Origin of the sequence: Haloarcula sp. CBA1129, assembly GCF_008729015.1 — an archaeon.
GTDB lineage: Archaea > Halobacteriota > Halobacteria > Halobacteriales > Haloarculaceae > Haloarcula.
This window is the reverse complement of sequence record NZ_RKSM01000001.1, coordinates 1851505-1878029: the sequence shown is the minus strand read 5'-3', so window position 1 is coordinate 1878029 and position 26525 is coordinate 1851505. Positions and strand designations below refer to the sequence as shown.

Sequence of the window (26525 nt, the reverse complement as noted above, 5' to 3'; positions counted from 1 at the left end):
GTTGACAACAGCACCCCTCATTTCCCGAACGATTGTCGATTGACAGCATGTAACAGTCCATCAAAACGGGACAAAGCCAATTCAAACACGAATTTCGAATCGCACCCCGCCATCATGGCTCTCACTGATGGCGATTTTCCAGTCGTGTGCGGCAACGATATCTGTGACGATAGAGAGACCGAACCCAGACCCGTCGTCACTGGTCGTATGGCCGTGGTCGAAAACTGCCGACCGATTCTCCGGGGGGATACCGCGTCCGTCGTCTTCGACATAGAAGCCCGATAACTCCGTCTCGGCCCCATCATCAAGCGTGCCAACACGAAGGGTCGGTGGTGTACTGTTGTGGTCGAACGCGTTCCGAAAGAGGTTCTCGAAAATCTGCAACAACCGGTTGTGGTCTGCCTCAACCACACTGTCGTCTGAAAGCGCTAATTCAAGTGTCCCGCCGTCGGTCTGAGTGTGTTCCCAGGCGTCTTTGGCCACAGTCGCGAGCGCGACTTCTGATAAATCTGTCATACTCTCCTCCATCCGAGCAAGCGTCAGCAGCTCGTCAATCATCGTCTCCATCCGGCCGAGGTTTCGCTCCATCGTCTCGACGTGCTCTGTTGGGGCGTCATCCCGGATGAAGTCGACTCTGGCCTTCGTGACCATCAACGGATTTCGGAGATCATGAGAGACGACACTCGCGAACTTGTCTAGTTTCTCATTGGACTGTTCGAGTTCCCGCTTTGTCTGTTTGAGCGCCTGCTCGTCGTGTTTCTGCTGCGTGATTTCTCTGGAGATAAACTGGACGGTGTCGGTGTCACCAGTCTCACTGAGGGGTGTGACGATGTTGTGAAAATGACGTACCCCAATCGAGTCTTGAAACGTCACCGCGCTCCCGGCTGTAATTGCTCGCTGGCCGTATTCGAGCCGCTCAGAGGCTATCTCAGCCGGTAGTACGTCCGACAACTGCGAGTCGATGAGCTCCGGGCGCGTAGTTTCGTGTGCCCGTGCCATCGATTTGTTCGCTGCAAGGATTCGGCCGTCAGTGGTGACTTCGACGATTTCGTCCGGCGTATTGTCGACTAGGCGCTCGTACTTTTTTTGTGCCCGGTGTTGTCCGACGACGTTGCGTATCCGGGTGGCGAGCAGTTCGAGACGCTTTCCGTCTATGATTTTCTTCTTCTGGAGGTGATCGTCAACACCGGTACCGATCGCGTCACTGGCCACGCTTTCACCGCCTTGTCCGGTCATCAGAATAAACGGTATCGAAAATTCTGCACTTATTTTCTCGTACAGTTCCAGCCCGTTCATCCCGGGCATCTCGTAGTCGCTGACCACGCAGTCGACACGTTGCTCACGCAACGACTTGAGTGCCTCTGGCCCTGAATTCGATACTTTGGTGGTGAAACCGTGCCCGTCCCGAAGCTTCTCCGACGTTATCTCACCGAAAAAGTCACTGTCGTCAACAACAAGTACGCTGATCTCTTCGACAGCATCCATCCTACTGAGCTATGAACATTGAACAGTCTTAATTGGCGTGCTTCACCCCGCATAATTGACAGTTTCAGCCCTTCTAACGCCCATAATCGGTCAAAATCTGCCAGTGGTTGAACCCGATACAAATCCTCGGTGGCGCTGGGATTTCCGTGGTTCAAACCCAACGAGTACACAGACCAAGGACGCGATGAAACGCATCGCTCATCAGTTCAGTTTAGAGAAATGCGCTGGCTGGGATTTGAACCCAGGTTGTGACCATGGCAAGGTCACGTGATACCAACTACACTACCAGCGCTTACTTCATCTGCACTGACCTTCGCGACCATCGGTCGCTCAGCACCAGCGCGCAACGCCTCGTTGCAATCAAATCTGGCGGGGGTGAGAGTAAAAAGCCTTCCGTTTTCCGAGGAAAACCATGGGAAGTGAGGGCAATAACCGTCCCGCCTGCAACACGAATCATGTGATGGCGTCACGGGACATGGGCTTTCGGAAGCGGCAATCCAGCGAACGCTTGCATCGGTCCCGAACCGGCATGACGGACCATGTGAACGCGACGCATCGCGAACTCGAAACGGGGCCTTTTTAAGCACGGCAAAGGGAGATATCGGCACAGTCTAGTGGCGCGACGTGGAAGCGTCACGGCATGACGACCAGCGTACTCGTGCCGTCTTCCCTCGCACGGGAAGCCGAAGACAGACGCGAGGCAACTCGCAAGCTCGGTTACGTGGCCCGCGCGGCCGCGGTCTACCGGGTTGATCGGCTGACAGTGTACCCCGACCCAGATGGGGCGGGCAAGTGGGAAGACGGGTTCGTCGAAACCGTGCTTCGGTACGCCGCGACGCCCCCGCACCTCCGAAAGGAGATGTGGGGTAAGCGGGACGAACTAGAGTACGTCGGCGTCCTGCCGCCGCTCCGCGTGCGTTCACAGACCGGCTCCGGATCTGAGGGTTCGGGGTCGTTAAGACAGGGAATCGTGACCGAGGTCGGAGCTGATGGGCGCGTCCGGGTCAATTGCGGCATGCAACACCCGATCTCCCTTCCCGTCCCAGCGGATATGGACGTGGAACAGGGGGAGCGCGTGACCGTCAGGGTCTCTTCGCGACGGCCGGTCCGGGCGAAACTCGTCGACGCCCCCACAACGGGATTCGACGTTGTCGCCGCGGACCTCGATGCGGCACTCTCGCGCGACGATGCCGGGCTCACTATCGCGTCATCGCGATACGGCGAGCCGGTAACGTCGACCCGTCTCGGCCAGCTGGCCGAGCGGCGCGACGCCGAGGGCGGCATGACCGTCGCCTTCGGGGCACCCGAGCGCGGGTTACCGTCGATACTCGACGTTGCCCCGGACGCCGTCGGGGGAGACCAGACGAGCGACGAACCAGAAGGGTTCGACCTCTGGCTGAATACGGTTCCGAACCAGGGCAGTGAGGTTGTGCGAACGGAAGAAGCTCTGTTCGCCTCCCTCACCTGTCTAACCCTCACGGAGTAAACGAATGCCACAACCAAGCAGACCACGCAAAGGCTCAATGGGCTTTGGCCCGCGCAAGCGCTCAACAAGCGAGACCCCTCGCTTCAACAGCTGGCCGTCTGACGACGGGCAGCCGGGCGTCCAAGGGTTCGCCGGCTACAAGGCAGGCATGACACACGTCGTGCTTGTCAACGACGAACCCAACTCCCCCCGCGAGGGGATGGAGGAGACTGTCCCCGTGACAGTCATCGAGACGCCGCCGATGCGCGCCGTTGCCCTGCGAGCGTACGAAGACACGCCGTACGGTCAGCGTCCGCTGACGGAAGTCTGGACCGACGAGTTCCACTCGGAGCTCGACCGGACCCTAGACGTTCCGGAGGACCACGACCCGGACGCTGCTGAGGAACAGGTACGTGACGCACTCGAGGCCGGTAACCTCGGGGATGTGCGAGTTATTACGCACACCGTCCCCGACGCCGTCCCGAGCGTCCCGAAGAAAAAGCCCGACGTGATGGAGACTCGCGTCGGCGGTGGGTCCGTTTCGGACCGCCTCGACCACGCCCTCGACCTCGTCGAGGACGGTGGTGAACACGCCATGAACGACATCTTCCGCGCCGGCGAGTACGCCGACGTGGCCGGTGTCACGAAGGGTAAAGGGACGCAAGGTCCCGTCAAGCGGTGGGGCGTCCAGAAGCGGAAAGGCAAACACGCCCGCCAAGGATGGCGTCGACGGATCGGCAACCTCGGTCCGTGGAACCCGTCCCGTGTGCGCTCGACGGTCCCCCAGCAGGGGCAGACCGGTTACCACCAGCGCACCGAGCTCAACAAACGTCTCATCGACATCGCTGACGGCGACGAAGCGACCGTCGACGGTGGCTTCGTCAACTACGGCGAAGTCGATGGGCCGTACACGCTCGTGAAGGGCTCCGTGCCCGGTCCGGACAAGCGCCTGGTGCGCTTCCGGCCCGCGGTGCGTCCGAACGACCAACCGCGCCTCGACCCCGAGGTGCGCTACGTCTCCAACGAATCGAACCAGGGATAACCTATGCAGGCAACAATCTACGACCTGGACGGCAACACAGACGGCGAGGTCGACCTCCCGAACGTCTTCGAGACGCCGGTTCGGTCCGACCTCATCGGCAAAGCTGTACGTGCCGCACAGGCCAACCGAAAGCAGGACTACGGGTCCGACGAGTACGCCGGCCTCCGAACGCCGGCCGAGTCCTTCGGTAGCGGCCGCGGGCAGGCACACGTCCCGAAGCAGGACGGCCGTGCCCGCCGCGTCCCGCAGGCGGTCAAGGGGCGACGCGCCCACCCGCCGAAAGCCGAGAAGGACCGCTCGCTCGACCTCAACGACAAGGAACGGCAGCTGGCCGTTCGCTCGGCGCTGGCCGCGACGGCCGACGCCGACCTCGTCGCCGACCGCGGCCACGAGTTCGACCGTGACGAAGTGCCCGTCGTCGTCTCCGACGACTTCGAGGACCTCGTCAAGACGCAGGAAGTCGTCTCGCTGCTGGAAGCGCTCGATGTCGACGCCGACATCGAACGCGCCGACGAGACGAAGATCAAGGCTGGACAGGGCTCGGCCCGCGGACGGAAGTACCGTCGTCCCGCCTCGATTCTCTTCGTGACCAGTGACGAGCCGTCGAAGGCCGCCCGCAACCTCGCGGGGGCCGACGTGGCGACCGCCAGCGAGGTCAACACGGAAGACCTCGCGCCCGGCGGCGCGCCCGGTCGACTCACAATCTTCACGGAATCCGCACTCGCGGAGGTGGCCGAGCGATGAGTTGGGATGTCATCAAGCACCCACACGTCACGGAGAAGGCCATGAACGACATGGACTTCCAGAACAAGCTCCAGTTCGCCGTCGACGACCGCGCCTCCAAGGGCGAGGTCGCCGACGCCGTCGAGGAGCAGTACGACGTGACAGTCGAACAGGTCAACACGCAAAACACGATGGACGGCGAAAAGAAGGCCGTCGTTCGCCTCTCCGAGGATGACGACGCTCAGGAAGTCGCCTCCAGAATTGGGGTGTTCTAACGATGGGACGACGAATCCAAGGACAACGGCGCGGCCGCGGGACCTCCACGTTCCGTGCTCCGTCGCACCGTTACAAGGCTGATCTGGAGCACCGCAAGGTCGAGGACGGCGACGTCGTCGCCGGCACGGTCGTCGATATCGAGCACGACCCTGCCCGCTCGGCTCCGGTCGCTGCCGTCGAGTTCGAAGACGGCGACCGACGACTCATCCTCGCGCCGGAAGGCGTCGGGGTGGGCGACGAGCTACAGGTCGGCGTCAGCGCCGAGATCGCACCCGGGAACACGCTCCCGCTGGCGGAGATCCCAGAGGGGGTCCCGGTGTGCAACGTCGAATCCAGCCCCGGTGACGGTGGGAAGTTCGCCCGCGCGTCGGGTGTCAACGCCCAGTTGCTCACCCACGACCGCAACGTCGCGGTCGTCAAGCTCCCCTCTGGGGAGATGAAGCGGCTTGACCCGCAGTGTCGCGCCACCATCGGCGTCGTCGCCGGTGGCGGCCGAACTGACAAGCCGTTCGTCAAGGCTGGCAACAAGCACCACAAGATGAAAGCGCGAGGGACCAAGTGGCCCAACGTCCGCGGTGTGGCGATGAACGCCGTCGACCACCCCTTCGGTGGCGGTGGCCGCCAGCACCCCGGCAAGCCCAAGTCCATCTCGCGGAACGCCCCGCCCGGCCGTAAGGTCGGGGACATCGCCTCGAAGCGAACTGGTCGAGGTGGCAACGAATGAGCTCAGAATATCAAATCGGCCACGAAGGAGAGTTCTCCTTCCGCGGCCACACGCTCGACGAGCTGCAGGAGATGGAGCTCGAGGAAGTCGCGGAACTGCTCCCCGCTCGACAGCGGCGAAGTATCGTACGCGGCCTGACCGAGGAGAAACACAAGCTCCTCGAAAAGGCCCGCGAGGCCGGCGAAGAGGAGACAGCCAACGACCCGATCCGGACGCACCTGCGCGATATGCCGGTGGTCCCGGAGATGGTCGGGCTGACCTTCGCCGTCCACGACGGCCAGAACTTCGAGCGTGTCAACGTCGAGCCCGAGATGCTCGGCCACTACCTCGGTGAGTTCCAGCTCACACGGAGTAGCGTCGAACACGGTCAGGCCGGTATCGGAGCGACACGCTCCTCGAAGTTCGTACCGCTCAAATAATCATGGGAATCAGTTACTCAGTCGAAGCCGACCCGGACACGACGGCCAAAGCGATGCTCCGGGAGCGGCAGATGAGCTTCAAGCACAGCAAGGCCATCGCCCGCGAGATCAAGGGCAAAACGGCCGGCGAGGCTGTCGACTACCTCGATGCGGTTATCGAGGGCGACCAGCCCGTTCCGTTCAAACAGCACAACTCGGGCGTTGGCCACAAAAGCAAGGTCGACGGTTGGGACGCCGGGCGCTTCCCGGAGAAGGCCAGCAAGGCCTTCATCGACCTGCTGGAAAACGCGGTCGGCAACGCCGACCATCAGGGCTTCGACGGTGAGGCCATGACGATCACGCACGTCGCCGCCCACAAGGTCGGCGAGCAGCAGGGTCGCAAGCCCCGGGCGATGGGGCGTGCCTCAGCGTGGAACAGCCCGCAGGTCGACGTCGAACTCATCCTCGAAGAACCGGAGGCCGACGAATAATGGCTGACGAACAACAGTTCATCGAGGACGGACTCCAGCGGACCCAGATCGACGAGTTCTTCGCAGAGGAGCTCGGTCGCGCCGGCTACGGCGGCATGGACGTCGCCAAGACGCCGATGGGGACCCAGATCGTGCTCAAAGCCGAGAAGCCAGGGATGGTCATCGGCAAGGGCGGGAAGAACATCCGGAAGATCACGACGGAACTCGAGGACCGATTTAACCTCGACGACCCGCAGGTCGACGTGCAGGAAGTCGACGAGCCGGACCTCAACGCCCGCATCGTCGCGGACCGACTGGCCAACGCCCTCGAGCGTGGCTGGTACTTCCGCAAAGCGGGCCACACCACCATCGACCGCATCATGGAGTCGGGCGCACTCGGCGCAGAGATCGTCCTCTCCGGGAAGGTCACGGGTGCACGCTCACGCGTGGAGAAGTTCAACCGCGGCTACGTCAAGCACAACGGCGAACCCGCAGAGGAAATCGTCGACAGCGGCGTCGGCGTCGCCGTGATGAAGCTCGGTACCATCGGGGTCCGAGTCAAGATCATCCCGCCGGACGCGGAGCTCCCCGACGACTTCGAGATCTACGAGGATGTCGACGTCGAGGACTACGTGGCCGACACAGACGGCGAGTCTGTCGAGGAACTCCTCGAAGGCGAGCCCGAAGACAGCGAGACAGCCGAGGAACTCGACGAAGACGTGGCCGCCGGGGCCGACGACGAGTCCGACGCTGACGAAGAGTTCGTCGACGAGGAAATCGTCGAGGAAGACGTCGAAGTCCCGACTGACGACGATGTCGAGGACGTCGACGTCGACGAACTCGAAGACGCTGTCGACGAGGAACTCGACGAGGACGTCGAAGCGGAAGCAGAAGAGCTGATGGACGAAATGGACGACGAGGAGGGTGACGACGAATGACCGTCCTCCACGTCCAAGAGATTCGAGACATGACGCCCGCCGAGCGGGAGTCGGAGCTCGACGACCTGAAGACCGAACTGCTGAACGCCCGGGCCGTGCAGGCCGCGGGTGGTGCGCCGGAGAACCCCGGCCGCATCAAGGAGCTGCGGAAGGCCATCGCCCGCATCAAGACGATTCAGGGCGAAGCAGGCGACCTGCAGGAGAACGAATAATGCCACTGACACCCGAGACGCTCCCACGACACGAACTTGTCGGCCTCGACTGCGAGGTCGTTTCGGCGTCCAACCCGGACGCTGTCGGTATCAGCGGAACTGTCGTCATGGAGACGACACAGATGCTGACAATCGAGGGGGCCGACCGGGTGTGGCACGTGCCGAAGGACAGCGCGACGTTCGCGTTCGCCCTGTCGACCGAAACGGTACTGGTCGACGGCGACCGACTCGTCGCACGTCCCGCTCGTCGCACAGAGAACACAGGAGATTCACTATGGCGCTAGGACTGAACGTACAGGAACCGGAGGAAACCTGTGCCGATCAGAACTGCCCGTTCCACGGAGAGCTCTCCGTGCGCGGACAGACACTGAACGGCGAGGTAGCCTCCACTGACATGGAGAAGACCGTTGTCGTCGAGCGCGAGTACGACGTGAAGGTGCCGAAATACGACCGCTTCATGAAGCGGCGGAGCCGCGTTCCGGCTCACGCACCCGACTGTCTCGACCTCGCGGTCGGTGACACGGTCACGATAGCAGAGTGTCGACCGCTCTCGAAAACGAAAAGCCACGTCGTCGTCGGCGTGGTCGCCGACGAACAGGACGGTGATGCCTGATGGAAGCACTCGGTGCTGACGTCACGCAAGGCCTCGAGAAGGGCTCGCTCATCACGTGTGCGGACAACACGGGAGCGCGCGAACTCAAGGTCATTTCCGTCCACGGCTACTCGGGAACGAAGAACCGCCACCCCAAGGCTGGGCTGGGCGACAAGATCACGGTCTCGGTCACCAAGGGGACGCCCGAAATGCGTCGTCAGGTGCTCGAAGCCGTCGTCGTCCGCCAGCGAAAGCCGATCCGTCGACCCGACGGCACCCGCGTCAAGTTCGAAGACAACGCGGCCGTCATCGTCGACGAGAACGAGGACCCGCGCGGGACCGAGCTGAAAGGTCCTATCGCACGGGAAGTCGCACAGCGATTCGGCAGTGTGGCATCAGCAGCGACGATGATCGTATAGAACCATGAGCAAGCAACCAGACAAACAACGCAAGAGTCAACGACGTGCCCCGCTTCACGAGCGGCACAAGCAGGTCCGGGCGACGCTTAGCGCCGACCTCCGCGAGGAGTACGGCCAGCGAAACGTCCGCGTCAACGCTGGTGACACCGTCGAGGTACTCCGTGGCGATTTCGCCGGCGAGGAAGGCGAAGTCATCAAGGTAAACCTCGATAAGGCTGTCATCCACGTCGAAGACGTCACGCTCGAGAAGACGGACGGCGAGGAAGTCCCGCGACCGCTTGACACCTCGAACGTCCGCGTGACGGACCTAGACCTCGAAGACGAGAAGCGCGAGGCGCGTCTCGAATCAGAGGATGATTCCGCATGAGTAACCACCAGAAGCGACTCTCGGTGCCGGACAGCTGGCCCGTAGAGCGCAAGACCGCGACGTTTACGGTGAAAGCCGGTGCCGGCCCGCACGGTGAGGACGGGGTGCCCCTCCTCATCGTCCTTCGGGACGTGCTCGGCTACGCCGACAACCGCAAGGAAGCCCGCTATGCCCTCAACGAGGACAACGTCCTCATCAACGGGAAGGCCATTTCCGACGAGGAACGCCCTGTCGGGATGTTCGACATTCTGGCCTTCACCGAGCGCGAGGAGTACTACCGCGTGTTCCCCGGCGAGGGTGGTCGGCTAGCGCTGACCGCAATCGACCCGGACGCGGCCCAATCGAAGCTCGGTAAGATCGTCACCAAGACCCACGTCTCCGGTGGCGACGTCCAGCTTGGCCTCCACGACGGTGAGACGCTCATCGTCGAGGACGGCCAGACCTACGACGGTGGCGACTCCATCGTCGTCGGTAACGAGGACGGCGAAATCGTGGCCCACTTCGAGTACGAAGAGGGCGCGCTCGTCACCGCTGTCGACGGTGCCCACGCGGGCGAAATCGGCGAAATCGAGGAGATTCAGGTGACACCGGGTTCCGCCCAGAACAACGTGATCGTCTCGCAGGACGATGGCGACGGCTTCGAGACGGTCGAAGAGTACGTCGTCGTCATCGACGAGAACTTCACGGGTGATGATGAATGAGCTCCGAGAGTGAGTCCGGCGGCGACTTCCACGAGATGCGCGAACCGCGCATCGAGAAGGTCGTCGTTCACATGGGTATCGGCCACGGTGGCCGCGACCTCGCCAACGCAGAGGACATCCTCGGGGAGATCACCGGGCAGACGCCGGTACGAACGAAGGCCAAGCGGACTGTCGGCGAGTTCGACATCCGCGAGGGCGACCCAATCGGTGCGAAGGTTACCCTCCGCGACGAGATGGCCGAAGCGTTCCTCGAGACCGCACTGCCACTCGCCGAACTGTCGGCAACGCAGTTCGACGACACCGGCAACTTCAGCTTCGGCGTCGAGGAACACACCGAGTTCCCGAGTCAGGAGTACGACCCGAGCATCGGAATCTACGGGCTTGACGTGACGGTTAACCTCGTCCGCCCCGGCTACCGCGTCGCCAAGCGAGACAAGGCGTCGCGCTCGATTCCGACGAAGCATCGACTCAACCCGGCGGACGCAGTCGCCTTCATCGAGTCGACCTACGACGTGGAGGTGAGCGAATGAGCGAAAGTGAAACCACAGACGAGCCCGATTCCGAGACGGCATCCAGTGAGCGAACTGGCCAGCTCGAGTCCTGTCAGCGCTGCGGTCGCGAACAGGGACTCGTCGGCAAGTACGACATCTGGCTGTGCCGCCAGTGCTTCCGCGAGATTTCGCGGGGCATGGGCTTCAAGAAGTACAGCTAACAATGACAGGGAACGACCCATTTGCCAACGCACTGTCGGCGCTTAACAACGCCGAAAGCGTCGGGCACTTAGAGCAGACAGTATCGCCCGCTTCGAACGAGATCGGCAGCGTCCTCGAGGTCTTCTACGACCGCGGGTACATCGACGGGTTCAGCTTCGTCGACGACGGCAAAGCCGGCGAGTTCGAAGTCGAACTGAAAGGAGCCATCAACGAGTGTGGCCCGGTCAAGCCCCGCTACTCTGCGGGCGCAGACGAGTTCGAGAAGTGGGAGAAGCGGTTCCTCCCGGCCCGTGACTACGGGACCCTCGTCGTTACGACCAGCCACGGCATCATGAGCCACTACGAGGCTCGTGAGCAGGGCGTCGGTGGCCAAGTCATCGCGTACGTATACTAACAATGCCACGAGTAGAACTGGAGATTCCGGAGGACGTGGACGCCGAGCAGGACCACCTTGACATCACCGTCGAGGGGGACAACGGCAGCGTCACACGTCGGCTCTGGTACCCTGACATCGACGTGTCCGTCGACGGCGACACAGTCGTCATCGAGTCCAACGAGGACAACGCCAAGACAATGTCGACAATCGGTACCTTCCAGAGCCACATCGAGAATATGTTCCACGGCGTGACCGAGGGCTGGGAGTACGGTATGGAGGTCTTTTACTCCCACTTCCCGATGCAGGTCGACGTCGAGGGTGACGAAGTCGTCATCGAGAACTTCCTTGGCGAGAAGGCCCCCCGCCGAACGACGATCCACGGCGATACGGACGTCGAAATCGACGGTGAGGAGCTGACCATCAGCGGTCCCGACATCGAAGCCGTCGGACAGACCGCCGCAGACATCGAGCAGCTCACGCGCATCAACGACAAGGACGTGCGCGTGTTCCAAGACGGGGTGTACATCACCCGAAAACCAAACCGAGGTGACGCCTGATGGCTGACAACGAGGAAGACGTTGAGGCAGACGAAGAGTACACCGAGCTGACTGACATCAGCGGTGTCGGCCCATCCAAGGCGGAGTCGCTCCGCGAGGCCGGCTTCGAGGACGTCGACGCCGTCCGTGGCGCTGACCAGTCCGCACTCGCCGATGTCAGCGGTATCGGGAACGCACTGGCGGCCCGTATCAAGGCTGACGTCGGTGGACTCGAAGTCGAGTCCGAGACCGAAGCCGAAGTCGAAGAGGAAGGCGGCGAGGAAGCGCCCGACGAGGACGTGGAGACGGAACTCCAAGCCCGTGGGCTCGCCGACAAGACGCCGGACCTCTCCGATGAGGACGCGCGGCTGCTGACCCAGCGACACCGGGTCGGCAAGCCGCAGTTCAACCGTCAGGACCACCACAAGAAAAAGCGCGTCTCGACCTCGTGGCGCAAGCCCCGCGGCCAGCTCTCGAAACAGCGCCGCAGCATCAAAGGCAAGGGCGACACGGTCGAGGCAGGCTTCCGCTCGCCGACTGCGGTTCGCGGCAAGCATCCGTCCGGCTTCGAGGAGGTCCGCGTGCACAACGTGGACGACCTCGAAGGCGTCGACGGCGACACCGAGGCCGTCCGTATCGCCTCGAAGGTCGGCGCTCGCAAGCGCGAGCGAATCGAAGAGGAAGCCGAGGACGCGGGCATCCGCGTACTCAACCCCACCTACGTCGAAGTCGAGGTGAGTGAGTGATGACTGATCTCTCTGCACAGAAGCGACTCGCGGCCGATGTCCTCGATGTCGGGAAGAACCGCGTCTGGTTCGACCCCGAGCGACAGGGCGACATCGCCGACGCGATTACCCGCGAGGACGTTCGCGAACTGGTTGATGAGGGCGCCGTTCAGGCGAAAGACAAGAAAGGCAACTCCCGTGGACGCGCCCGGGAGCGCCAGAAGAAGCGTGCGTACGGCCACCAGAAGGGAGCCGGCTCCCGGAAGGGCAAGGCAGGCGCACGGCAGAACTCCAAGGAGGACTGGGAGTCACGCATCCGCGCACAGCGGACGAAGCTGCGCGAACTGCGTGACGAGGGAACGCTTTCGAGTTCGCAGTACCGCGACCTGTACGACAAGGCCGGCGGTGGCGAGTTCGACAGCGTTGCCGATCTCGAACGTTACATCGACGCAAACCACGGTGACGCATAATGGCGACAGGACCACGATATAAAGTACCGATGCGGCGACGCCGCGAGGCCAGAACCGATTACCATCAGCGGTTGCGCCTGTTGAAATCCGGCAAGCCACGTCTCGTTGCTCGAAAGAGCAATAAACACGTCAGGGCGCAGCTGGTGACGCTTGGCCCTAACGGCGACGACACCCTCGCGTCCGCTCACTCGAGCGATCTCGCCGAGTACGGCTGGGAGGCTCCGACGGGCAATATGCCCTCGGCCTACCTCACCGGCCTGCTCGCCGGGCTTCGCGCGCAGGAAGCGGGTATCGAGGAGGCAGTGCTCGACATCGGACTCAACAGCCCGACCCCCGGAAGCAAAGTATTCGCAATACAGGAAGGCGCAATCGATGCCGGCCTGGACATTCCGCACAACGACGACGTACTCGCCGACTGGCAGCGCACGCGCGGTGCCCACATCGCCGAGTACGACGAGCAGCTCGAGGAGCCGCTGTACAGCGGCGACTTCGACGCTGCAGACCTCCCGGAGCACTTCGACGAGCTCCGCGAGACCCTACTGGACGGTGACATCGAACTATGAGTGCTAACAACGGATGGGAGCCACGGACACGCCTCGGCAAGCAAGTCGTCGAGGGCGAAATCGACTCCATGCAGGAGGCGCTGAACTCCGGGCTCCCGCTGAAAGAATCGGAAGTCGTCGACCAGCTCGTTCCCGATCTGGAAGACGAAGTGCTGGACATCAACATGGTCCAGCGGATGACAGACTCCGGCCGCCGCGTGAAGTTCCGCTGCGTGGTCGCCGTTGGCAACCGCGACGGCCTCATCGGCTACGCTGAGGGGCGTGACGATCAGGTCGGCGGTGCCATCCAGAAAGCCATCGACATCGCGAAGCTGAACATCATCGACGTTTCCCGTGGCTGCGGGTCCTGGGAATGTGGCTGTGGCCGTCCCCACACGGTCGCGCTGCGCACCGAGGGCAAGGCCGGGAGCGTCGAGGTCGAGCTCCAGCCGGCCCCGCGCGGGCTGGGTCTGGCGGGCGGAGAGACCGTCCGCAAGGTGCTCGAACTCGCCGGTATCGAGGATATCTGGACACGCAGTAGCGGGAACACGCGAACCACGGTCAACTTCGCGAAGGCGACGTTCAACGCCCTGCAGAACACGGCCGAGGCGCGTGTCCCCGAGCGGACCTTCGAGAAGCGAGAGGTGATCGAGTGATGCACGCGCTCGTCCAGCTCCGTGGCGAAGTCAACATGCATAGTGACATTCAGGACACGCTGGAGATGCTCAACATCCACCACGTGAACCACTGCACGCTCGTCCCCGAGACGGACGCCTACCGCGGCATGGTGACGAAGGTCAACGACTTCGTCGCCTTCGGTGAGCCGAGCCAAGAGACGCTGGAGACGGTTCTGGCCACGCGCGCCGAGCCGCTCGAAGGCGACGCTGACGTGGACGACGAGTGGGTCACCGAGAACACGGATTACGACGACATCTCCGGGCTCGCCTTTGCGCTCCTCTCCGAGGAGACGACGCTGCGCGAGCAGGGACTGTCCCCGACGCTCCGTCTCCATCCGCCTCGCGGCGGCCACGACGGTGTCAAACACCCCGTCAAGGAGGGCGGGCAGCTCGGGAAACACGACACCGACGGCATCGACGACCTCTTGGAGGCGATGCGATAATGACGAGTAAAAAGAAACGACAGCGTGGCTCGCGCACGCACGGCGGTGGCTCGCATAAGAACCGACGTGGTGCCGGCCACCGCGGTGGTCGCGGTGCCGCAGGCCGTGACAAACACGAGTTCCACAACCACGAACCGCTCGGCAAGAGCGGCTTCAAGCGCCCGCAGAAGGTGCAAGAAGAGGCAGCAACCATCGACGTTCGCGAGATCGACGAGGATGTCACGCTGCTGGCCGCCGAGGATGTCGCCGAAGTTGAGGACGGCGGCTTCCGTGTCGATGTCCGTGATGTGGTCGACGACGCCGACGACGCCGATTACGTGAAGGTACTCGGTGCCGGCCAAGTTCGCCACGAACTCACGCTCATCGCCGACGACTTCTCCGAGGGCGCTCGCGAGAAGGTCGAAGCCGCAGGCGGGAGCGTCGAACTGACCGACCTCGGCCAGGAGCGCCAGGCCGAGGCCGAGACAGACGAAGACGCGGACGAGGAATAACGAACGATGAGCTGGAAGGACACCGCTGAACCACTGCTTGTCCGGATGCCCGCAGTACAGCGGCCGGACGGACACGTCCCGTTCAAGCGCAAGCTCACCTGGACTGGGGGCGTGCTCTTGCTGTATTTCTTCCTGACGAACGTGAAGCTGTTCGGGCTGGACATCGACGCCAGTCAACAGGTGTTCGGGCGATTCTCCTCGATTCTGGCCTCCGGCCAGGGGAGCATCATGCAGCTGGGTATCGGTCCGATCGTTACGGCGTCCATCGTGTTACAGCTCCTCGGTGGGGCGGACCTGCTCGGGCTAAACACCCAAGACGACCCGCGTGACCAGATCCTCTATCAGGGGCTCCAGAAGCTGCTGGTACTCGTGATGATCTGTCTCACCGGGCTGCCGATGGTGTTTGCGGGCGGCTTCCTCCCGGCTGACACGGCGGTCGCGAGTTCCCTGGGTATCGGCACGGCCGGTGTCCAGTGGCTCATCTTCGGCCAGATGTTCGTCGGCGGTGTCCTCATCCTGTTCATGGACGAGGTCATCTCCAAATGGGGCGTCGGCTCCGGTATCGGCCTGTTCATTGTCGCCGGCGTGAGCCAGCGACTCATCGGTGGCATCCTGACGGCACCGTTCCTCGGGAACAGCGAAGGGATCATCTACACCTGGTACCTGTTCATCACCGGCCAACGTGGCACCGGGCCAGTGCTGGCCGCTGATGGCCTCCAGACCGTGTTGCTGCAGGGTGAACTGCTGGGACTGTTCACGACGCTGCTCATCTTCTCGGTGGTCGTCTATGCCGAGTCTGTCCGCGTCGAGATCCCGCTGTCGAACGCCCGCGTGAAAGGAGCCCGTGGCCGGTTCCCGGTCAAGCTCATCTACGCGAGCGTCCTGCCGATGATCCTCGTCCGGGCACTGCAGGCGAACATCCAGTTCCTGGGCCGGATCCTGAACGCCCAGCTTGGTTCGATGCCCGCGTTCCTCGGAACGTACGCCAACGGGCAACCAACCGGCGGTCTGTTCTACTTCCTTGCCCCCGTCCAGAGCCGTGGCGACTGGATGTGGTGGCTCGAAGGGACCACCCAACCGATCTGGCAGATCCTGACCCGCGTCGGGATTGACCTGTTCGTCATGCTGGTCGGCGGCGCAATCTTCGCCGTGTTCTGGGTCGAAACCACCGACATGGGTCCGGAAGCGACCGCCAAGCAGATCCACAACTCCGGGATGCAGATTCCCGGCTTCCGACAGAACGTCGGCGTCATCGAGAAGGTCCTTGAGCGGTACATCCCGCAGGTGACTGTCATCGGTGGCGCCTTAGTGGGCCTGCTCGCAGTGATGGCCAACATGCTGGGTACTATCGGTGGCGTCTCCGGTACTGGGCTGCTGCTGACGGTCTCTATCACGTACAAGCTGTACGAGGAGATCGCCGAAGAGCAGCTCATGGAGATGCATCCGATGATGCGCCAGATGTTCGGATAGAACGGCCGAATATCTACACTTCTTTAAGTCCGCTACGACCTCTGAGCCACTGCTTCGGCTTCAATCTTCTTTCGTCAGGAGGCGGTCCGCTTGTGTGTGGCATCATCGGTTGTGTCGGCCGTGACAACGAACCTTAGAGATGCTCGTCATGCGCTCCCGAAACTGGCGTACTGTGGGGACGACTCCGCCGACGTCGCGCTTGTAAGCAGTAACATGACTTGTACAACCCCGGCAAAATCGCTAAATCTGCGTGAGACGGTGTGGGAACGGTCTGCTCGGGGTCGAGATGAAGGAAATCACCGACAAGCACGCTGAGCGCTTCGCTGCGGGTGAACTGAAACATGGACCACTGGCGTGCGTTGGTGACCGAGAACACGTCGGTGTTCGCTACTGTGACCTGCGACGCATCCGCGGGCCGCCGCCGTGCTGGCAAATACACATCTCCAGCTGGTGTCGTATCACACGGCCGCACTACTGGGCAGGAATATCGATAAGCCGCGTAATCTGGCGGAAAGTGTGACGGTGGAGGAGGGCTAGGACTGTTCTTCGTCGGACGCTGAATCGTCGGTCGTTTGCCGCTCCTGTTCCGGTGGCTCCGGTGGTGCTAACATAGTGGCTGCGAGTTCGTACCCGCGGGTCTCGGAGAGCGGGTCGAGAACGCTCTCTTGGAATTGCTCGTACGCACTTCGGACGACCGCCCCGCCACGCGAGTGTTGCCACGCTTGCTCGATGTGTGGGATGAGCCGATCCAGTAGTGCGATGAACGGCCCGACAGCGTACGTCTCCCGGAGGTCGATAACGATTACTTCCGGCTCTGGCTCTTTCGTGAGCCAGCGGTAGCAGTATGAATCCTTGATGAGGTCGGCCGCACGGGCACTGATCGATCTACCGGCCCTGATGACTTGGGACCCGCTGAGGATACCGTTTTTAGTACTGTTTTCAGCGTGATTGACTGTTCCTGATTGGCTGCCCATTCAATTGCGTACTGGTTTGCTTGGTCGATAATATCGTTTTCAGAGTCTCTCAGGTACCCACACTCACGACGTCTGCCTCGATTGTAAGCGTCCCCAGATTGATCACGACCGACGATCCCTGCTGGAGGGAATCGCCCTTGAACTGGACGCCGCTCGTCGTCTCACGGACTTGCAGTTCGGCCGTGATAGTGACATCACGTAGGAACGGATGGTCAACGACGTTCACCGAGCCGTTGTCTCCCGTCGTGATGATAACCGATGGGTCGGTGTCGACGCGGCTGATACGTGCAATCGTTTCGCCGCGACTGGTTTCGGTCATCCCGGGTTCGATTGCACTAGCCATATCTTCGCGGATGTCTGTCATCCTGAGCGTTACCGTCCGGCTCCCGGGTGTGCCACGCGGTTCGAGTGCGCCGACGCGTTCGATGTCCCCGGAGAGGTCGTAGGTCTCGGTCGAGATTGAGATAGTACTCCCACGCTGAACGTAAGCGCTTCCGAACCGCTGCCGGTCACCATCTTCAAGCGTCGTCAGCGTGAGGCCGGCGAGGACGCGTTTGCGGTCGGGGTCCTGTGTCTCGTAGGTAGTGACAGTCTCGATTGTTGCTGTTTCGTGTCCAGCCACAGTAGCAACGTCGCCGGTTACGATATCGTCGGCTGTTTCGGCGTCGACAGTTGTCTCGAGGAGCACGTCCGACGTTGTCGGTTGGAGGCCGCTCCCGACCTGTTCGAGACGCCCGTCGATCGTGTACTCCGGCGCCGAGAGCGTGATTGATTGTCCGGGCCGGACTTGCGTGTTACCAAATCGCTGGCGTCCCTGCTGTGTGTACGTCTCGAGGTTCGCTTCGATGAAGACGGTCTGTTGGCCGGGGTCGTCGGTAGCGTACGTCGCCACGTCTTGGACGGTCGCGACAGTTCGGCCACTGAGGCGGATCTCATCACCGGCGCTCACGTCACGCGTTTCGGCGGCAGTCATCGTGTCCCGGAGGACGACAGTCGTCATCTCTTTGTTGAGGCTATTGCCGCCACCGACAGCCCGTATCTGCCCGCTTACCTCGTATCGGCTCGTCGCAATCGCTAATGAGCGGCCAAGCCGAGGCGGTGCGTTGGCGTAGGACAGACTGTCACCGCTGGCGGGGCCTTCGATTGTCGCACGGACGATAGCACGCGTCCGGTCGCCCTGTGGGGTGAGATAGACATCCGTGACTGTGAGTTCGGAGTTGCTGCTAGGACTGTATGTATCGCCTTCGTTGATTTCGGAGACGAGATACTGCGGCTGTGGGCCAAGATCAAGCGTGACATTGGTACTTGTCTGAGCCGGTGGCTCCGGGTCTGGCTGGAGGACGAGTGCTGCGCCGGCTACCACAACTGCAAGGACAAGTAGGACGGCCAGCGCGTCGACGATATTGACGAGCCCGAAAAGGTTTCCCTCATCGTCGAGGAGGGCTGACGAGCGACTATCTGCCATGCTGTAGGCCTTTTTCGGAGGCGGTTTGAGTGTTTCGTTGTCGTACTCCGGAAGCGCTCACACTAACTGATTCTTGAGCGAGAATATAATATCTATTAGGACGCTCCAAATCTGCCTTGCAACCAGTTTCATATCGTAGCTGAACGACTGTTTACGCACGTATTCGAGGTCGTATCGCAGCTTTTCACCCGGTTCTTTTCCCGTCACGTCATTGACTTGTGCGGGCCCGGTCAGGCCAGGTTTCACAAACCACCGTTTTTGCCAGTCAACGACACCAGTCTGGATATCCGAATCCAATTCTGGCCGTTCAGGACGCGGCCCGACAACACTCATATCCCCACGCAATATCGACCAGAGCTGTGGGATTTCATCGAGATGTGTCTGGCGCAGGATTCGACCGACTGAGGTTACACGTGGGTCAATACCGCCAGCATCCTCATCACTTATTGTTGCCCCGGTCTCATCCTCTGCGTTCTCAACCATTGACCGGAACTTGTAGATCGGGAATGTTTCACCAAACACTGCTGTCCGGTCCTGTCGATACAGTATCGACCCCCCATCGTCTATTTTGATCGCGGTCGCGATACCTATGATGATTGGAGATAAGATAACCAACCCCGCTGTCGCGAATACAATGTCGAATGCGCGTTTGAGAATGTAGTCCTGTATGTCCCACGGTTCGATTTTCACATCGACCAGAGTTCCAGCACTGGTATTGGCTGTCAACACAGAATCCGTGTGTTCTCGATGGACCCTCGCATTGACTCCGTGTTCATAACACGCATCAAGCGCACCGAAAAATTCCGCACGGTCAGCGTGCTCAAACGCTAATACGACTGTGTCGATATCGAACTCAACGAGTACGTCTTCGATCCGCGAGAGCCCACCCAGCCGGTCAAAGCCGTTGGGCTGGACGCCACCATCAGCAATTGCTGGCGGAACATGGTCTTGTGGTGTAACCACAGTTGTGGGACAGAGATACCCAAGCAGTGTCCCCTCCACCTCTCCTGCAATCTCGTTGATTATGTCGACATCATCACCAACAATGATGGTCCGCTCGCCATCCGACGACGGGCGCTCTCGAATCCACACGAACCATGCGGGCAGTGCGACCAGCAATAGCGGTGTCACTAACACGACAGTCAAGCGCGGTAGGCGGTAGGTGTAGTCGAAGTAACCGATCGTCGCTAGTACGAGCACTGCCACGAGTACTCGCTTCTGCGCCAGTGCTACAGCGTCGAGAATCCGACGTGGGCGGGGCTTGTACAGCGGGAGAAATACACTGGTGACGACGACAGCGGTGACTAAGAGTTCGAACGTAAACTCCGAGCCAGTCGGCGGATCGGTTGGAAGCCGGCTAAGTAACGGGACCGTGGTCGCTATCGTCTGGAAGGTTGCGTTGTTGACAAGTGCAACGGCTATGGCTGTTAGCAGGACAACACCGGTCACACTCGCAACCCGGTACCGCCAGCCACTATCCATTAATACTGTGATTGCGGAGTTCCAGTATAAGTCCTGCGTCCTGGTCTGCCCGCAATGGCACTATTTTTTGAAGGCATCAATAGTTGTTGCCGAATAGCGTCTTGTCGAATATCGCTTACGAGTTTATACGTAGGCAGGAATAACACTTACCTCTCGTCGAGAAACGTCCGCGTCAGTGCTGCAACTTCGGATCGAAACGTTCCCATGTCGACTGGGTCCGAGCCGTAATAGAGTCGTTTGTGCTCTTCTCGAACAATATCTTCAATGGTCCGCTCGTAGAGTGTCTCGACTGTCACTGCCTGCTCATGGTCTTCTAGTTTGGCAGCGAGTTTTCGGAAGCGCTGTTGTGTCGCGTATCTGTGGGCCAATACTGACGCGTCGGCGTCGACCGGAACCGTCTCATCGACCTCTTGAAAGTCGGGATGGAGGAGTTTTGTACGGCCACCACGCTTGTTCCGGACCACGACGCCCTCGGCCGGCCCGTCGTACCACGCTGACTGCGGGATCTCGTAGCTGGTGGGATCGAACTCCTGTGCCCGTCGCTCGCGTTCGAATGCGTTGACAGCCTGAAGTCCGAGGCGATTGAAGATTCCTTCGACGGCGTCCGGAGAAAAGAACCGCTTGTCGGCAGTCGACCAGATATCGAAGCCGAGAAACGATGGCGTTCGCTCCCACTCGTAGTCGATGGTGTGGTGATGCATCGCTTCGCCGAAGAAGACGTACGCTTCGACATCGTCAACGGCACGCCGGAGCGCATCTCGGTCAAAGTTTTCGCGGACGTATCGGACGGCGTGGCGATACGGATCTGGTATTGTATCGGGGTCGTCGTAGACACGACTTCGGTCGCCGAAGCGAAGGAGCCCTGACTGCTGGAGCTGAAAACGCATGTTTGCTCCGTCAACCTTCTCCAGAATCCACAGGTGTCCCTCGTTGAAGAAATCTTCAGGGGCATCTTCGACGCGTGGAATCGACGGGAACTGTTTCATCTATACCAAGGCACCATTGCGGAGTCGTCTGCCTGCCTTCCTTGAGTGTTTCAAGTCTATCCCGATACTGCTCGACGCATGAGCCGGTAGCGTCACCGGCCCAATCTGCGAGGGTCGAGACGGCGTGGTGAGGCGCTTCGTCTGATATCTCGATCCTTGTACACACCCCACATAGCTGTCCAGCGCTTGCCGGAACGTGCGTTAGTAGTGGTCGTCGGAGGCTAACAACTCACTCGCTCGCGGCGATGTTCTCGGCAGCCATCTCCGGATCGATTTCGCCCTGGAGGCGTTCCTCTGCTTGGTCGCGGTCCTCGGGGTAGCCGATGTCGTTCCGCCAGCCGTCCATGCGGATCGCATCGATGGTCCGCCCGGAGTGCAACAAGAGGTCGATCGCGTCGCTGATTTCGTACTCGTTGCGGTTCGAGGGTTGGACCAGATGGCAGGCGTGGAAGATGGCCGGCGTGAACGTATAGAACCCGGTCATCACTAGATTGGATGGTGGATCATCGGGCTTTTCGACGACTTCGGTTATTTCCCCGTACTTGTTGGTATCACAGACACCGTACCGACTGGCTTCGTCCCACGGAACCTCTTCGACGAGGAAGGCGGCGTCGGCGCGCTCCTCCTGCTGGCGATTGACGACGTCTTGGAGGTTCGCCTCGAAGATGTTGTCGCCGAGCATCAACATGAAGTCGTCATTGACGTGCTCTTCGACGGTGAGAAGTGCATGGGCAAGGCCGTTCTGCTCACGCTGGTGGGTGTACGTGATTGGGACGCCCTCGAATTCGTCTTCGTAGTGATTGATGATAACCTGTTTTTTGTAGCCGACAACTACCAAAAGTTCGTCGGCGCCTAGTTCGATCAACTGCTCGAAGCAGTGTGTCAGAATGGGTTTCCCAGCGACCTCTACCATTCCTTTTGGCTTGTCTTCGGTTAGCGGGCGGAGACGTGTCCCCTCACCAGCGGCGAGTACGACAGCTTTCATGTATCTTCATTCGTTGGTCGTCCGATAAAGTTATTGTCGATTTATCTTCTTCCCTCTTTAGCCACCGACTCCCAATGAACGTCAGCCACGTTCTAGCGTGAGGGCACTGCAGTTGCGGACTTCCTGAATCCCGACAAACTTGTTTTTAGAGCAGACTACAGCCGGGCTGCCGATGGTGTTCGCCGGCGGCTTCCTCCCGGCTGATACGGCCGTCGCGAGTTCGCTGGGTATCGGAACGTTCGGTGTCCAGTGGCTCATCTTCGGCCAGATATTCGTCGGCGGTGTCCTCATCCTGTTCATGGACGAGGTCATCTCCAAGTGGGGCGTCGGCTCCGGTATCGGGCTGTTCATTGTCGCCGGTGTGAGCCAGCGACTCGTCGGGGGCGTCCTGACGACGCCGTTTATCGGCAACAGCGAAGGCATCATCTACACCTGGTATCTGTTCATCACCGGGCAGCGCGGCACTGGGCCAGTGCTGGCGGCTGATGGCCTCCAGACCGTGTTGCTCCAGGGCGAACTGCTGGGGCTGTTCACGACGCTGCTGATCTTCTCGGTGGTCGTCTACGCCGAGTCTGTCCGCGTCGAGATCCCGCTGTCGAACGCCCGCGTGAAAGGAGCCCGTGGCCGGTTCCCGGTCAAGCTCATCTACGCGAGCGTCCTGCCGATGATCCTCGTCCGGGCGCTGCAGGCGAACATCCAGTTCCTGGGCCGGATCCTGAACGCCCAGCTTGGTTCGATGCCCGCGTTCCTCGGGACGTATTCGAACGGCCAGCCAACGGGCGGCCTGTTCTACTTCCTCGCACCCATCCAGAGCCGTGGCGACTGGATGTGGTGGCTCGAAGGGACCACCCAACCGATCTGGCAGATCCTGACCCGCGTCGGGATCGACCTGTTCGTCATGCTGGTCGGCGGCGGCATCTTCGCCGTGTTCTGGGTCAAGACCACCGACATGGGTCCGGAAGCGACCGCCAAGCAGATCCACAACTCCGGGATGCAGATCCCCGGCTTCCGACAGAACGTCGGCGTCATCGAGAAAGTGCTTGAGCGGTACATCCCGCAGGTGACTGTCATCGGCGGTGCGCTCGTCGGGCTGCTGGCCGTGATGGCCAACATGCTGGGTACTATCGGTGGCGTCTCCGGTACTGGGCTGCTGCTGACGGTCTCTATCACGTACAAGCTGTACGAGGAGATCGCCGAAGAGCAGCTCATGGAGATGCATCCGATGATGCGCCAGATGTTTGGCTGAGTTGTAGAACAAGTACAGAACAGAGGGAGACTCGGAGACGGTCCTTCCTGGTCGATCCTTTCCCCTTCGTCATAGGAGCGGATCGATTCTCAGCGACATTCATTATTCACCCAGCCGCTGCTATCTCAAGAGTCAGGAGTGCGCTGAGAGACTCTTCCGAAGAGTTGGAAGTAATGAAACTATCCCAAATCAGCAACTAAACGAGGTTCTTCTTCCGATTGATGAGAATACAGTAGATCTTTTACTGTAGCACGGTTCGGAGCCGATAATGTGAATGCTCGTCACTGGCGACGCTGGATTCATCGGCGGCCATCTCGCGTAGCGATCATCACTAACGGCCACGATATCGTCAAGCCGGGCAATTTCGACCCATTCTACGATACACGGATCAAGGACCACACTGTCGAAGTCAAACGCGAGTGTGCAAACGAGGGCGGCGATTCGTATCGACTCGTCGAAGGCGACGTTCGGGCCGCTGACCTCGTTAGTGATTTAGTTGAAGAGGCCGACTAAGTCTATCACTAGGCCGTGCAGGTGGGCGGTCGCCTGAGCATTGAGAATCCCCGCAAGTACGACGAGCTCAATGTCGATGGCACGCTGAACGTCTTGGACGCCGCCCAAGATACTGGCATCGAACGGGTCGTCATCGCCTCGTCGTCGGTCTACGGCAACCCGAAGTATCTCCCCTACGACGAGGAGCACCCGGCAATGCCCGTAAGTCCCTCGGGATGTCGAAGTTGGCGGCCGTAACGGTACGCCTGTGCCTACAGCGAAGTGTATGACCTGTCAGCGGTCGGGTTGCGCTATTTTATGATGTACGGCCCGCGGATGCGTATGGCCATCTCGAATTTCGTCTCGCGTTGTCTGAACGGTGACCAGTCGGTCGTGTACGGCGACGGCACATATCAATGAAGCTCGTACACCTCCTCAGCGAACCGTTGGACGGGGACAGTCAAGACGGTTGAAAGAACGAGCACACGCCGACACCAGTTTGTCAGTTTGGGGTGCGTCTCCAAGCGGCGGGGCTATCGATCAGCGAGACGGTTGCGATCTTAGACCTGCTGGATGTCGACCGCTCTCACGGCACGGTCTGGAACTGGGCCCATTATGCGTCTTTAGCTAAGCTCAGCAGTAATATCTATATCCCAAATTATGCACATCAGTACTGGGGCGAGAAAATCAATGGCTGATGTCCTCACTCTCCCAAGATCGAGCAATACGGTTCGTCCCCAACTGAGAATTCTCCGCCATAGCAGGGCTGAACAGGCTGTATATTGCCGAAAAACGTGGTTGAGATGTATTACTGAAAGTATTAACTAAAGACGCATGCTGGGCCCATACGCTGTCTGAGGTTCAGATCAACCCACCGATGTTCGGAAGAGTGCAGCGCTACCGCAGCCCATCAGAACGCTTCGATTTCTGAAGACGGCGCAGCCGTCATGGATCGGGGTTGACGAGAAACAAATTGAGGTTAACGGCGAAAAGAAGTGGCTCTACGCCGCCATCAACACAGAATCGAAGTTGCTGATCGAAAGAAACGACTCCAGAAGTGTTTCTTTGACGAGATCCAGAGAGATATCCTCGCTGGCAGTCGGGCGGTCTCCCATGATGTTGCTTCTTGGGCACACAGGCTAATCAGAGCCACACGTTCTGAGACGCTGTTGAAACATCGGCCTTCGTCCACCCAATTCCTCTTTACGCACTCTAGGGACTTAGCGGGCTTTTATCCCATCAGAGCACTTCGCACGAGAAATCGATTTTTATTCTCTGTGGGATAGCTGAAACACAGTTTGATCGCGTTGGTCACGGAGAATCCGCCGTTGTTTGCCGTAGTCATCTGTAACGGTGGAAAGGCCCACAAGACTGTGGGCAACCTCACAGAGGTGGAAGCGCAGGACACACTAATAGTCGCGATACCAATAGACAGACGTGGCCTATTGTGCTGACCACATTTTTGAGATCCCTGAAACCACGAACAGGCTGCCGCGGTGTTAGTGAACACGCATCTACGGTTGGTGTCGCACTACACCGCTGTCGAACTGGGGCGGAACACCGACAAGCTGCAGAATCTGTCAAAGAGTGTGTCTGCAGAATAATTCTCTGGATCGCACTTGCACGCTCAGCCACGCTCGGGGGGGTCAACCTGTTTGTCTAAGAAAGTATCTCGTAACGCTGATTTCACACGGTCGGTAATCTTTAGTATCATCCCGATAGTTCGGGAGGTTCCACAGGCCCGCTTTACTGGTTCGGCTACTCCCTCTCCAAATGCCATCGTCAACCTGATTGTCTGGGTTTTATGAAATTTATCTATTGTATCTCTCAGTTCTATTTCTTTCATTAGCCATCGATAACAGTACGAACCTCGGACAGCCTTGACGATACGGATGGCAACTATGTGAGACAGGTTGACTACCAAAGAGGAGCGGCTTAGTTTTCGAGACTTCTTGACAGCCGTCATAACCAGCCAACCTATCTTTGAGTTCTCAGAGTATGTCATTAATCACCGGCGGCCGCACATAGAAACTGTGCTGTGCCCGTTCTTTGTCGTCGCGACAATTATCTAACCTCAGATAATTTCCATCCCCGATGGATACACATAAACTTGTTGGTTAATCTCTATTGAATATCCTGATAATCTATCAGGTACTATCTAATTGAGGGAGTTTGAGAAGTGAGCAGTCCATAGCGGTTGGTGTCCATGCAACTCACAGACCTGCTCAAATTGCTGTGTTGAATAGACAGATGGCGTCGGGATAGACCGTCAAATCAGTAAGAACGAAGCCGAGGAGGTCGGATATGGTGGAAGTCGGTCTCCTCGACTTCGTTGAGACATTCAAGCGCTCGCTCGGCGACGCCGTGCGAGCGCAGGCATGGTATCGAGAGTTCCGTGAGATCGTCCTTATGTTTGCCACCTCTAACATAGAATCGCTCTGTGAGCCCCTCTAACTGTGACTCAGCATCTATTCAACACGGCAGCTCAAATAGAACTTGGATCTAGTGCCTCTCCAATGCTGAACTGCTAAATATAACCAAGAGACGGTCTGTGGCTGGAATCTAGCAGATCATGACTGAAGTCCCACTAGACGAGCAAGATGTTTGAGAGACGGTACCGTTGTCTCCCTATTGATAAAA

The 26525-nt window shown here is 60.0% G+C and carries 32 protein-coding genes, 1 tRNA gene and 6 pseudogenes; 32 read left to right on the top strand and 7 right to left on the bottom strand.

The window, feature by feature from the left end:
• Positions 1-81: 81 nt before the first annotated feature.
• Both Har1129_RS09320 and Har1129_RS09315 read right to left on the bottom strand, forming a co-directional pair.
• Positions 82-1485, bottom strand: a complete 1404-nt coding sequence (locus Har1129_RS09320; protein WP_151100392.1) for a hybrid sensor histidine kinase/response regulator — start codon at positions 1483-1485, stop codon at positions 82-84.
• Positions 1486-1705: 220 nt separating this feature from the next.
• A tRNA-Gly gene (locus tag Har1129_RS09315) sits at positions 1706-1777 on the bottom strand.
• A gap of 348 nt (positions 1778-2125) precedes the next feature.
• Here Har1129_RS09315 and Har1129_RS09310 point away from each other — a divergent pair.
• The 26 genes and pseudogenes from Har1129_RS09310 to Har1129_RS20960 form a co-directional block, all read left to right on the top strand.
• Positions 2126-2971: a putative RNA uridine N3 methyltransferase gene (locus Har1129_RS09310; RefSeq protein ID WP_004957426.1), complete on the top strand. Its 846-nt coding sequence runs from the start codon at positions 2126-2128 to the stop codon at positions 2969-2971.
• 4 nt (positions 2972-2975) lie between these two features.
• Positions 2976-3992 carry a 50S ribosomal protein L3 gene (gene rpl3p, locus Har1129_RS09305; protein WP_151100391.1) on the top strand — a complete coding sequence of 339 codons (1017 nt, stop codon included), beginning with the start codon at positions 2976-2978 and terminating at the stop codon, positions 3990-3992.
• 3 nt (positions 3993-3995) lie between these two features.
• Complete coding sequence (gene rpl4p / locus Har1129_RS09300; RefSeq protein ID WP_151100390.1) at positions 3996-4736, top strand: 50S ribosomal protein L4; 741 nt, start codon at positions 3996-3998, stop codon at positions 4734-4736.
• Positions 4733-4990 (top strand): 50S ribosomal protein L23, encoded by a 258-nt coding sequence (locus tag Har1129_RS09295; RefSeq protein ID WP_004591553.1) that lies wholly within the window; start codon positions 4733-4735, stop codon positions 4988-4990. Before rpl4p ends, Har1129_RS09295 begins: the two co-directional genes overlap by 4 nt.
• 2 nt (positions 4991-4992) lie before the next feature.
• Entirely contained in the window at positions 4993-5715 is a 723-nt protein-coding gene (locus tag Har1129_RS09290; RefSeq protein WP_004516968.1) for a 50S ribosomal protein L2, read from the top strand.
• Positions 5712-6134, top strand: a complete 423-nt coding sequence (locus Har1129_RS09285) for a 30S ribosomal protein S19 (protein WP_151100389.1) — start codon at positions 5712-5714, stop codon at positions 6132-6134. Before Har1129_RS09290 ends, Har1129_RS09285 begins: the two co-directional genes overlap by 4 nt.
• Before the next feature lie 2 nt (positions 6135-6136).
• Positions 6137-6604: a 50S ribosomal protein L22 gene (locus tag Har1129_RS09280; protein WP_151100388.1), complete on the top strand. Its 468-nt coding sequence runs from the start codon at positions 6137-6139 to the stop codon at positions 6602-6604.
• The gene (locus tag Har1129_RS09275) at positions 6604-7521 is read left to right on the top strand and encodes a 30S ribosomal protein S3 (RefSeq protein WP_151100387.1); all 918 of its coding nucleotides are present in this window, start codon (positions 6604-6606) and stop codon (positions 7519-7521) included. Before Har1129_RS09280 ends, Har1129_RS09275 begins: the two co-directional genes overlap by 1 nt.
• Positions 7518-7733, top strand: coding sequence for a 50S ribosomal protein L29 (gene rpmC / locus Har1129_RS09270; RefSeq protein ID WP_151100386.1), 216 nt, complete (start codon positions 7518-7520; stop codon positions 7731-7733). Before Har1129_RS09275 ends, rpmC begins: the two co-directional genes overlap by 4 nt.
• A complete protein-coding gene (locus tag Har1129_RS09265) occupies positions 7733-8017 on the top strand; it encodes a ribonuclease P protein component 1 (RefSeq protein ID WP_151100385.1) in 285 nt (94 codons plus the stop codon). Before rpmC ends, Har1129_RS09265 begins: the two co-directional genes overlap by 1 nt.
• Positions 8008-8346: a 30S ribosomal protein S17 gene (locus Har1129_RS09260; protein ID WP_004591559.1), complete on the top strand. Its 339-nt coding sequence runs from the start codon at positions 8008-8010 to the stop codon at positions 8344-8346. The genes Har1129_RS09265 and Har1129_RS09260 overlap by 10 nt, the downstream gene beginning before the upstream one ends.
• Positions 8346-8744: a 50S ribosomal protein L14 gene (locus tag Har1129_RS09255; protein WP_004516961.1), complete on the top strand. Its 399-nt coding sequence runs from the start codon at positions 8346-8348 to the stop codon at positions 8742-8744. The genes Har1129_RS09260 and Har1129_RS09255 overlap by 1 nt, the downstream gene beginning before the upstream one ends.
• 4 nt (positions 8745-8748) lie before the next feature.
• Positions 8749-9111 carry a 50S ribosomal protein L24 gene (gene rplX / locus Har1129_RS09250; RefSeq protein WP_151100384.1) on the top strand — a complete coding sequence of 121 codons (363 nt, stop codon included), beginning with the start codon at positions 8749-8751 and terminating at the stop codon, positions 9109-9111.
• Complete coding sequence (locus tag Har1129_RS09245; protein ID WP_151100383.1) at positions 9108-9812, top strand: 30S ribosomal protein S4e; 705 nt, start codon at positions 9108-9110, stop codon at positions 9810-9812. The genes rplX and Har1129_RS09245 overlap by 4 nt, the downstream gene beginning before the upstream one ends.
• Positions 9809-10342: a 50S ribosomal protein L5 gene (locus tag Har1129_RS09240; protein ID WP_151100382.1), complete on the top strand. Its 534-nt coding sequence runs from the start codon at positions 9809-9811 to the stop codon at positions 10340-10342. Before Har1129_RS09245 ends, Har1129_RS09240 begins: the two co-directional genes overlap by 4 nt.
• Positions 10339-10524, top strand: a complete 186-nt coding sequence (locus Har1129_RS09235; protein WP_053967660.1) for a 30S ribosomal protein S14 — start codon at positions 10339-10341, stop codon at positions 10522-10524. The genes Har1129_RS09240 and Har1129_RS09235 overlap by 4 nt, the downstream gene beginning before the upstream one ends.
• 2 nt (positions 10525-10526) lie before the next feature.
• The gene (locus tag Har1129_RS09230) at positions 10527-10919 is read left to right on the top strand and encodes a 30S ribosomal protein S8 (protein WP_004516956.1); all 393 of its coding nucleotides are present in this window, start codon (positions 10527-10529) and stop codon (positions 10917-10919) included.
• Positions 10920-10921: 2 nt separating this feature from the next.
• Complete coding sequence (locus Har1129_RS09225; protein WP_151100381.1) at positions 10922-11458, top strand: 50S ribosomal protein L6; 537 nt, start codon at positions 10922-10924, stop codon at positions 11456-11458.
• Positions 11458-12183 carry a 50S ribosomal protein L32e gene (locus tag Har1129_RS09220; RefSeq protein WP_151100380.1) on the top strand — a complete coding sequence of 242 codons (726 nt, stop codon included), beginning with the start codon at positions 11458-11460 and terminating at the stop codon, positions 12181-12183. The genes Har1129_RS09225 and Har1129_RS09220 overlap by 1 nt, the downstream gene beginning before the upstream one ends.
• Positions 12183-12632: a 50S ribosomal protein L19e gene (locus Har1129_RS09215; protein ID WP_008312924.1), complete on the top strand. Its 450-nt coding sequence runs from the start codon at positions 12183-12185 to the stop codon at positions 12630-12632. Before Har1129_RS09220 ends, Har1129_RS09215 begins: the two co-directional genes overlap by 1 nt.
• Positions 12632-13195, top strand: a complete 564-nt coding sequence (locus Har1129_RS09210) for a 50S ribosomal protein L18 (RefSeq protein ID WP_023843357.1) — start codon at positions 12632-12634, stop codon at positions 13193-13195. Before Har1129_RS09215 ends, Har1129_RS09210 begins: the two co-directional genes overlap by 1 nt.
• Positions 13192-13830 carry a 30S ribosomal protein S5 gene (locus Har1129_RS09205; protein WP_004957374.1) on the top strand — a complete coding sequence of 213 codons (639 nt, stop codon included), beginning with the start codon at positions 13192-13194 and terminating at the stop codon, positions 13828-13830. The genes Har1129_RS09210 and Har1129_RS09205 overlap by 4 nt, the downstream gene beginning before the upstream one ends.
• Positions 13830-14294, top strand: coding sequence for a 50S ribosomal protein L30 (rpmD, locus tag Har1129_RS09200; RefSeq protein ID WP_151100379.1), 465 nt, complete (start codon positions 13830-13832; stop codon positions 14292-14294). The genes Har1129_RS09205 and rpmD overlap by 1 nt, the downstream gene beginning before the upstream one ends.
• Complete coding sequence (locus Har1129_RS09195) at positions 14294-14785, top strand: uL15m family ribosomal protein (RefSeq protein ID WP_151100378.1); 492 nt, start codon at positions 14294-14296, stop codon at positions 14783-14785. The genes rpmD and Har1129_RS09195 overlap by 1 nt, the downstream gene beginning before the upstream one ends.
• 6 nt (positions 14786-14791) lie before the next feature.
• Positions 14792-16255, top strand: a complete 1464-nt coding sequence (secY, locus tag Har1129_RS09190) for a preprotein translocase subunit SecY (RefSeq protein WP_151100377.1) — start codon at positions 14792-14794, stop codon at positions 16253-16255.
• Positions 16256-16535: 280 nt separating this feature from the next.
• A pseudogene (locus Har1129_RS20960) lies at positions 16536-16792 on the top strand (glutamine--fructose-6-phosphate aminotransferase); the annotation flags it as partial.
• Here Har1129_RS20960 and Har1129_RS09180 read toward each other — a convergent pair.
• The 5 genes from Har1129_RS09180 to aglF form a co-directional block, all read right to left on the bottom strand.
• Positions 16789-17229: a hypothetical protein gene (locus tag Har1129_RS09180; protein WP_151100376.1), complete on the bottom strand. Its 441-nt coding sequence runs from the start codon at positions 17227-17229 to the stop codon at positions 16789-16791. The pseudogene Har1129_RS20960 and the gene Har1129_RS09180 sit on opposite strands and share 4 nt — an antisense overlap.
• A gap of 49 nt (positions 17230-17278) precedes the next feature.
• A complete protein-coding gene (locus Har1129_RS09175) occupies positions 17279-18694 on the bottom strand; it encodes a DUF4330 family protein (protein WP_151100375.1) in 1416 nt (471 codons plus the stop codon).
• 57 nt (positions 18695-18751) lie between these two features.
• Positions 18752-20176: a sugar transferase gene (locus Har1129_RS09170; RefSeq protein ID WP_151100374.1), complete on the bottom strand. Its 1425-nt coding sequence runs from the start codon at positions 20174-20176 to the stop codon at positions 18752-18754.
• A 146-nt stretch (positions 20177-20322) separates the two neighbouring features.
• On the bottom strand, positions 20323-21162 hold the full coding sequence (locus tag Har1129_RS09165) for an RNA ligase family protein (protein WP_151100373.1): 840 nt from the start codon (positions 21160-21162) through the stop codon (positions 20323-20325).
• 229 nt (positions 21163-21391) lie between these two features.
• Positions 21392-22147, bottom strand: coding sequence for a UTP--glucose-1-phosphate uridylyltransferase AglF (aglF, locus tag Har1129_RS09160; protein ID WP_151100372.1), 756 nt, complete (start codon positions 22145-22147; stop codon positions 21392-21394).
• Positions 22148-22310: 163 nt separating this feature from the next.
• On the opposite strand from aglF, the pseudogene secY (Har1129_RS09155) reads away from it, so the two are divergent.
• The 6 genes and pseudogenes from secY (Har1129_RS09155) to Har1129_RS09135 form a co-directional block, all read left to right on the top strand.
• Positions 22311-23393 (top strand): annotated as a pseudogene (gene secY / locus Har1129_RS09155) (preprotein translocase subunit SecY); the annotation flags it as partial.
• A gap of 270 nt (positions 23394-23663) precedes the next feature.
• Entirely contained in the window at positions 23664-23906 is a 243-nt protein-coding gene (locus Har1129_RS21355; RefSeq protein ID WP_370455408.1) for a hypothetical protein, read from the top strand.
• A 15-nt stretch (positions 23907-23921) separates the two neighbouring features.
• Positions 23922-24305, top strand: a pseudogene (locus tag Har1129_RS21350) (NAD-dependent epimerase/dehydratase family protein).
• Positions 24302-24517 (top strand): annotated as a pseudogene (locus tag Har1129_RS20955) (IS6 family transposase); the annotation flags it as partial. The pseudogenes Har1129_RS21350 and Har1129_RS20955, both read left to right, overlap by 4 nt.
• Positions 24518-24723: 206 nt before the next feature.
• A pseudogene (locus tag Har1129_RS21345) lies at positions 24724-24926 on the top strand (hypothetical protein); the annotation flags it as partial.
• 1296 nt (positions 24927-26222) lie between these two features.
• Positions 26223-26339, top strand: a pseudogene (locus Har1129_RS09135) (IS5/IS1182 family transposase); the annotation flags it as partial.
• Positions 26340-26525: the final 186 nt, after the last annotated feature.

Excerpts from the sequence above, each read along its gene's own strand:
- secY (WP_151100377.1), top strand. The coding sequence starts at position 14,792 with ATGAGCTGGAAGGACACCGCTGAACCACTGCTTGTCCGGATGCCCGCA.
- Har1129_RS09260 (WP_004591559.1), top strand. The coding sequence starts at position 8,008 with ATGGCGCTAGGACTGAACGTACAGGAACCGGAGGAAACCTGTGCCGAT.
- Har1129_RS09320 (WP_151100392.1), bottom strand. The coding sequence starts at position 1,485 with ATGGATGCTGTCGAAGAGATCAGCGTACTTGTTGTTGACGACAGTGAC.
- Har1129_RS09285 (WP_151100389.1), top strand. The coding sequence starts at position 5,712 with ATGAGCTCAGAATATCAAATCGGCCACGAAGGAGAGTTCTCCTTCCGC.
- Har1129_RS09295 (WP_004591553.1), top strand. The coding sequence starts at position 4,733 with ATGAGTTGGGATGTCATCAAGCACCCACACGTCACGGAGAAGGCCATG.
- Har1129_RS09165 (WP_151100373.1), bottom strand. The coding sequence starts at position 21,162 with ATGAAACAGTTCCCGTCGATTCCACGCGTCGAAGATGCCCCTGAAGAT.
- Har1129_RS09280 (WP_151100388.1), top strand. The coding sequence starts at position 6,137 with ATGGGAATCAGTTACTCAGTCGAAGCCGACCCGGACACGACGGCCAAA.
- Har1129_RS09195 (WP_151100378.1), top strand. The coding sequence starts at position 14,294 with ATGACGAGTAAAAAGAAACGACAGCGTGGCTCGCGCACGCACGGCGGT.
- Har1129_RS09180 (WP_151100376.1), bottom strand. The coding sequence starts at position 17,229 with ATGGGCAGCCAATCAGGAACAGTCAATCACGCTGAAAACAGTACTAAA.
- Har1129_RS09205 (WP_004957374.1), top strand. The coding sequence starts at position 13,192 with ATGAGTGCTAACAACGGATGGGAGCCACGGACACGCCTCGGCAAGCAA.
- rpmC (WP_151100386.1), top strand. The coding sequence starts at position 7,518 with ATGACCGTCCTCCACGTCCAAGAGATTCGAGACATGACGCCCGCCGAG.
- aglF (WP_151100372.1), bottom strand. The coding sequence starts at position 22,147 with ATGAAAGCTGTCGTACTCGCCGCTGGTGAGGGGACACGTCTCCGCCCG.
- rpl3p (WP_151100391.1), top strand. The coding sequence starts at position 2,976 with ATGCCACAACCAAGCAGACCACGCAAAGGCTCAATGGGCTTTGGCCCG.
- Har1129_RS09245 (WP_151100383.1), top strand. The coding sequence starts at position 9,108 with ATGAGTAACCACCAGAAGCGACTCTCGGTGCCGGACAGCTGGCCCGTA.
- rplX (WP_151100384.1), top strand. The coding sequence starts at position 8,749 with ATGAGCAAGCAACCAGACAAACAACGCAAGAGTCAACGACGTGCCCCG.
- Har1129_RS09255 (WP_004516961.1), top strand. The coding sequence starts at position 8,346 with ATGGAAGCACTCGGTGCTGACGTCACGCAAGGCCTCGAGAAGGGCTCG.
- Har1129_RS09210 (WP_023843357.1), top strand. The coding sequence starts at position 12,632 with ATGGCGACAGGACCACGATATAAAGTACCGATGCGGCGACGCCGCGAG.
- Har1129_RS09310 (WP_004957426.1), top strand. The coding sequence starts at position 2,126 with ATGACGACCAGCGTACTCGTGCCGTCTTCCCTCGCACGGGAAGCCGAA.
- Har1129_RS09220 (WP_151100380.1), top strand. The coding sequence starts at position 11,458 with ATGGCTGACAACGAGGAAGACGTTGAGGCAGACGAAGAGTACACCGAG.
- rpl4p (WP_151100390.1), top strand. The coding sequence starts at position 3,996 with ATGCAGGCAACAATCTACGACCTGGACGGCAACACAGACGGCGAGGTC.
- Har1129_RS09290 (WP_004516968.1), top strand. The coding sequence starts at position 4,993 with ATGGGACGACGAATCCAAGGACAACGGCGCGGCCGCGGGACCTCCACG.
- Har1129_RS09230 (WP_004516956.1), top strand. The coding sequence starts at position 10,527 with ATGACAGGGAACGACCCATTTGCCAACGCACTGTCGGCGCTTAACAAC.
- Har1129_RS09240 (WP_151100382.1), top strand. The coding sequence starts at position 9,809 with ATGAGCTCCGAGAGTGAGTCCGGCGGCGACTTCCACGAGATGCGCGAA.
- Har1129_RS09275 (WP_151100387.1), top strand. The coding sequence starts at position 6,604 with ATGGCTGACGAACAACAGTTCATCGAGGACGGACTCCAGCGGACCCAG.
- Har1129_RS09235 (WP_053967660.1), top strand. The coding sequence starts at position 10,339 with ATGAGCGAAAGTGAAACCACAGACGAGCCCGATTCCGAGACGGCATCC.
- rpmD (WP_151100379.1), top strand. The coding sequence starts at position 13,830 with ATGCACGCGCTCGTCCAGCTCCGTGGCGAAGTCAACATGCATAGTGAC.
- Har1129_RS09225 (WP_151100381.1), top strand. The coding sequence starts at position 10,922 with ATGCCACGAGTAGAACTGGAGATTCCGGAGGACGTGGACGCCGAGCAG.
- Har1129_RS09265 (WP_151100385.1), top strand. The coding sequence starts at position 7,733 with ATGCCACTGACACCCGAGACGCTCCCACGACACGAACTTGTCGGCCTC.
- Har1129_RS09215 (WP_008312924.1), top strand. The coding sequence starts at position 12,183 with ATGACTGATCTCTCTGCACAGAAGCGACTCGCGGCCGATGTCCTCGAT.
- Har1129_RS09170 (WP_151100374.1), bottom strand. The coding sequence starts at position 20,176 with ATGGATAGTGGCTGGCGGTACCGGGTTGCGAGTGTGACCGGTGTTGTC.
- Har1129_RS09175 (WP_151100375.1), bottom strand. The coding sequence starts at position 18,694 with ATGGCAGATAGTCGCTCGTCAGCCCTCCTCGACGATGAGGGAAACCTT.